The following is a 4,195-nucleotide window of genomic DNA, read 5'->3' as shown; positions in this document are numbered from 1 at the left end:
GCGAATACACGTCTTCGAACTTCATAAGTCGAACTTCCTGTAACACTTCTGTCCGCTTCATAACGCCTCCTTTCGGAGACATGATAAAACCGGACAGATCGCATGTTACCTACACCGGACATATCGCTTGTTAGCGACAGTGTATGATCAGCAATTTCGATGGGCAGATCGGGAACATTTTTGCAGCTGCGCATGATTTTTGCGGTCCACGCCCTTTTTTGGTAATTTATTGCTTCACTTGGAAAAATCGTAGAATCTCTTCGCGTGCATAAAGGCTTCGCGTTTCAATTCCGCGGTGGCATGGGCCTCGTCATCCCGGCCCCATTGCTCCTCCTGCCACTGCTCATCCAGCCGCGACAGCGCCCAGATCTCATCAGCAGGTCGCCACCCTCTAGCGGCCGCAAATCCAAGGATTAATGAGCCTGACATGCCCACCAGATCATGGAAGGCTGCGAGCTGAAATGCAGTCATTTCATGCACTAAGCCGCGCAACTTTGCGACATCATCCGGATCCTGAGCGACATGCAGCAACCCGCTGCGCGGCGCCAAACGCACGCCCAGGCTCTCCTCTGCCCAGGCCAGCGCCGGATCCCACAATTGCGCCTGACGGGCCACGAGTTCCGCTGGGGTCTCGGCGCGGTAGCACAACAAATCGCTATCGCCATACTCCGCCAGCATATCCGACACTTCGCCATGCTGATGCGACACCTTATCGATCGCTGCATTGGCCGAACGGGTGGTTGGCATCGACAGGGGATCAACTGATTCGCCCTGTGCGTCCCATTCCGCAGCCACAGCATCGGCCATCGCACGAGTCGGCACACACAGCAGAGCTTTCGCTGGTGTCTTCACCTGCCGCCCATCCAGTGTGATGACAAACCCACCCTCCGTCGCCGCAACATCGACCTGTTTCCAGAACCGTTTCTGCGCCCATTCGCTCATTCGTTCAGCCTTTCCAAAGCCCGTTTAACAGCAGATCCCGCAGCTCTGCGAAATCCGTCACGATGTGATCCGCGCCCAGCCGCTCGGCTGGGTGAAATCCCCAATCCACCGCAATGGTCTGCACACCAGCGGCGCGGCCCATGTCGATGTCAAAACTGGTGTCGCCAATCATCACCGTGTTCTCGGCGCGCACGCCGGTTTCCGCCATCGCCCGCAGCACCATGGATGGATGCGGTTTGGACGGGTGGTGATCGGCGCATTGGCGCGTCACGAAACAGCGCAGCGCATGCGCCTCGATCAACGCATCAAGCCCACGCTGCGATTTGCCTGTGGCCACGCCTAACAATAGCTCCGGCACCGCGTTCAAAGCAGCCAGGGTCTCTGCCGCACCGGGATACAACGGCGAATGCCCTGCCCCCGCCGCCAAGCGCGCGGTTTTATAGGCAGCCTTGTAGCCCTCAACCACGGCGGCGCGTGTGTCCGCGGGCTGGCCCGGTGCCAATTCTGCAATGGCCAGCGGCAGGGACAGCCCCACGATGGACAGGATCTGATCGCGCGTCGGCACCGCCAGCCCGGCCCCGGCAAAGGCCGCCGCCATAGCAGAGGTGATCGCCCCCTGACTGTCGGCCAATGTGCCATCCACATCAAACAGGATCAGGCGCAAATCGTTGCTCATGGGCCAGCGCCTTATCGCAGGCTCTCGAAAGGGTCGTCCTCAGCCAGATCTTCGCTCCAGCCAAAGGTGTCCCAGCTGTCTTTCATATGCTCCGGCAATGGCGCGGTGATCGACAGCGGCTTTTTGGTGTTGGGATGTTCAAACGCCATGCGACGGCAGTGCAGATGCAGCTTTTTGGAGATCACACCGCCAATCGACGCGCCCCAACCATCACCGAGGTTCTCCTGGCCCGAGCCCCCGTATTTTCCGTCCCCGGCAATGGGATGGCCGATTTCCGCCATATGGGCGCGCAGCTGATGGGTGCGGCCGGTAATCGGCTCCATCGCGACCCAGGCAGCGCGGCTCGCCACCCGGTACAGCGTGGCATATTGCGTGTGCGAGCGTTTGGCCCCCGGAGTGCTGTCCACCTCGTTGGAATGGATGGCGATCATCTTCTCGCCCTCCCCGGATTTGCCGTGGCCCGGCGCCTTCACCAAACCGCATTTGATTTCGCCCAGATAGGGCGTCGGCACGCCCGCGACCAAAGCCCAATAGATCTTGCGCGTGGCATGATGACGAAAGGCTGCCGTCAGCGCCTGCGCCGCCTGACGGGTGCGGGCCAGAACCAGCACGCCTGACGTGTCCTTGTCCAGCCGGTGCACCAGACGCGGCTTGTCATCATAATCAAACTTCAGCGCCTCGGAGAGACCATCCACATGTTTGGTGGTGCCACTGCCGCCCTGCACCGCAAGCCCCGCAGGCTTGTTCAGCACAATCACGGCGTCATCCTTGTAGATCACTGCCCCGCGGATCATCTTCGCATCCGCATCTGAAATGCGGCGATTGGGCGTCTCCACCGGTTTCAAATCCGACGGCGGCAGCGGTGGCACCCGCACGGTCTGGCCTGCCTCAACCCGCGAGCTGGCCTTGACCCGGCCGCCATCCAGACGCAGCTCGCCCTTGCGGCACATCTTCTCGATCCGGCCCTGGTTCACATGCGGAAACAGACCGCGCAACCAGCGGTCAATGCGCTGGCCTGCGTCATCCTCGGTGACGGTGATCATCTGTACGCCGCTCATGCGAACACTCCTCTGGCCGCCATCAGGCCCAAAAACAAACCGCCGACCGACAGGCCCACGGACAACAGCATATAAAGCGCGGCCTGCCCAAAGGCACCGCGCTCAATCAAAGTGGCCGTCTCAAGCGAGAAGGCCGAAAAGGTGGTGAACCCACCCAACAGGCCGGTCATCACAAACGGGCTCAGGGCGGTCAGCCCCTTATGGGCCGCCGTGACCACGAAGACGCCCATCAGGAAGGACCCGATCACATTCACCGCCAGGATCGCCAGCGGGAACTCTGTCGGACCGACCAGCCGGAGGATCCCCAGTCCGGTCACATAGCGACAGACCGCGCCCATGGCACCACCCAGCGCCACATATAGAACCGCAAAACCCATCAACGGTCTGTCGCCCGCTGACGCCGGGATGTCAAGTTGCCCCGAAGCAGCGCGCGCCTTTGCGGGCCGCGATGGGCCTGTCATCTTTCCCCAAATACTCCCGCCGGAGGCCCCGGTTTGGCGCAGCCAAGCCGGATCAGCTGTTCCGCTTGGCGCGCAGATTGGCAAAATACTCGCTGCGCCGCTTCAACTCGCGTTCGAAGCCGCGTTCCACAGGCTGATACAGCACCGGACGCGGCACCCCATCGGGGAAGTAATTCTGGCCGGAAAACCCGTCTTCGGCGTTGTGATCATAATCATAGCCATCGCCATAGCCCTGCTCGGCCATCAATTTGGTTGGCGCATTCAGAATATGCTTGGGCGGCGGGGCGCTGCCAGTTTGTTTTGCCAACCGCCGCGCGGCTTTATAGGCCATGTAGCCCGCGTTGGTTTTCGGGGCCAGCGCCAGATAGATCACCGCCTGGGCCAGCGCCAGTTCACCCTCGGGGCTGCCCAGCCGTTCATAGGTCTCCCAAGCCTGCACACAAACTGTCTGCGCCTGCGGATCTGCCAGGGCGATGTCCTCCACCGCCATACGGGTCAGCCGGCGCGCCAGATACCGGGGGTCTTCGCCACCCTCCAGCATCCGCGCAAACCAATAGAGCGCCGCATCGGGATCGGAACCGCGCACGGATTTGTGCAGCGCGGAAATCAGATTGTAATGTTCATCGCCGGATTTGTCGTATTTCGCCGCCCGCCGCATCAGCCGCGTGGCCAGTGCGGCGGCATCCAATGGTGCCTCCACCTGCCAGGCTGCCACCTGTTCAATCAGATTGAGCAGCATCCGCCCGTCCCCATCGGCCATGGTCTGCAGTGCATCGCGGGCCTCAGACTGCAGCGGCAGGGCGCGGCCCAGTTCGGCTTCGGCCCTTTGGGTCAGATGCTCCAGATCGACCAGCGACAGCCGCTCCAGCACCAGCACCTGCGAGCGTGACAACACCGCGGAGTTCAGCTCAAACGACGGGTTTTCCGTGGTCGCGCCCACCAGCAGGATGGTGCCATCCTCCATATGGGGCAGAAACCCGTCTTGCTGGGCTTTGTTGAAGCGGTGGATTTCATCGACAAACAACAGGGTGCCCTGCCCGTTGTCGCGACGGATCTTG

The 4,195-nt window shown here is 61.5% G+C and carries 5 protein-coding genes; all 5 read right to left on the bottom strand.

Going from position 1 to position 4,195, the window contains the following annotated elements:
• Positions 1-234: 234 nt before the first annotated feature.
• The gene (locus Q0C28_RS03975; protein ID WP_293573359.1) at positions 235-942 is read right to left on the bottom strand and encodes an ATP12 family chaperone protein; all 708 of its coding nucleotides are present in this window, start codon (positions 940-942) and stop codon (positions 235-237) included.
• 4 nt (positions 943-946) lie between these two features.
• A complete protein-coding gene (locus Q0C28_RS03970) occupies positions 947-1,618 on the bottom strand; it encodes an HAD-IA family hydrolase (protein ID WP_293573358.1) in 672 nt (223 codons plus the stop codon).
• An 11-nt stretch (positions 1,619-1,629) separates the two neighbouring features.
• Positions 1,630-2,676, bottom strand: a complete 1,047-nt coding sequence (locus Q0C28_RS03965; RefSeq protein WP_293573357.1) for an RluA family pseudouridine synthase — start codon at positions 2,674-2,676, stop codon at positions 1,630-1,632.
• Positions 2,673-3,053 carry a fluoride efflux transporter CrcB gene (gene crcB / locus Q0C28_RS03960; protein WP_293573356.1) on the bottom strand — a complete coding sequence of 127 codons (381 nt, stop codon included), beginning with the start codon at positions 3,051-3,053 and terminating at the stop codon, positions 2,673-2,675. The genes Q0C28_RS03965 and crcB overlap by 4 nt, the downstream gene beginning before the upstream one ends.
• Positions 3,054-3,189: 136 nt before the next feature.
• Positions 3,190-4,195, bottom strand: a 1,006-nt coding sequence (locus Q0C28_RS03955) for a replication-associated recombination protein A (RefSeq protein WP_293573355.1), incomplete at its 5' end; no start/stop codon positions are given.

This window comes from Phaeobacter sp. (assembly GCF_022825805.1).
In the GTDB taxonomy this organism is placed as follows: Bacteria; Pseudomonadota; Alphaproteobacteria; order Rhodobacterales; family Rhodobacteraceae; genus Phaeobacter.
Note: the sequence above shows the minus strand (reverse complement) of the source record. Positions and strands in the feature narration are given on the sequence as shown.

What these genes read in the sequence shown, in the direction of transcription:
- Q0C28_RS03975 (WP_293573359.1), bottom strand. Translation starts at nt 942, where the DNA reads ATGAGCGAATGGGCGCAGAAACGGTTCTGGAAACAGGTCGATGTTGCG.
- Q0C28_RS03970 (WP_293573358.1), bottom strand. Translation starts at nt 1,618, where the DNA reads ATGAGCAACGATTTGCGCCTGATCCTGTTTGATGTGGATGGCACATTG.
- Q0C28_RS03965 (WP_293573357.1), bottom strand. Translation starts at nt 2,676, where the DNA reads ATGAGCGGCGTACAGATGATCACCGTCACCGAGGATGACGCAGGCCAG.
- crcB (WP_293573356.1), bottom strand. Translation starts at nt 3,053, where the DNA reads ATGGGTTTTGCGGTTCTATATGTGGCGCTGGGTGGTGCCATGGGCGCG.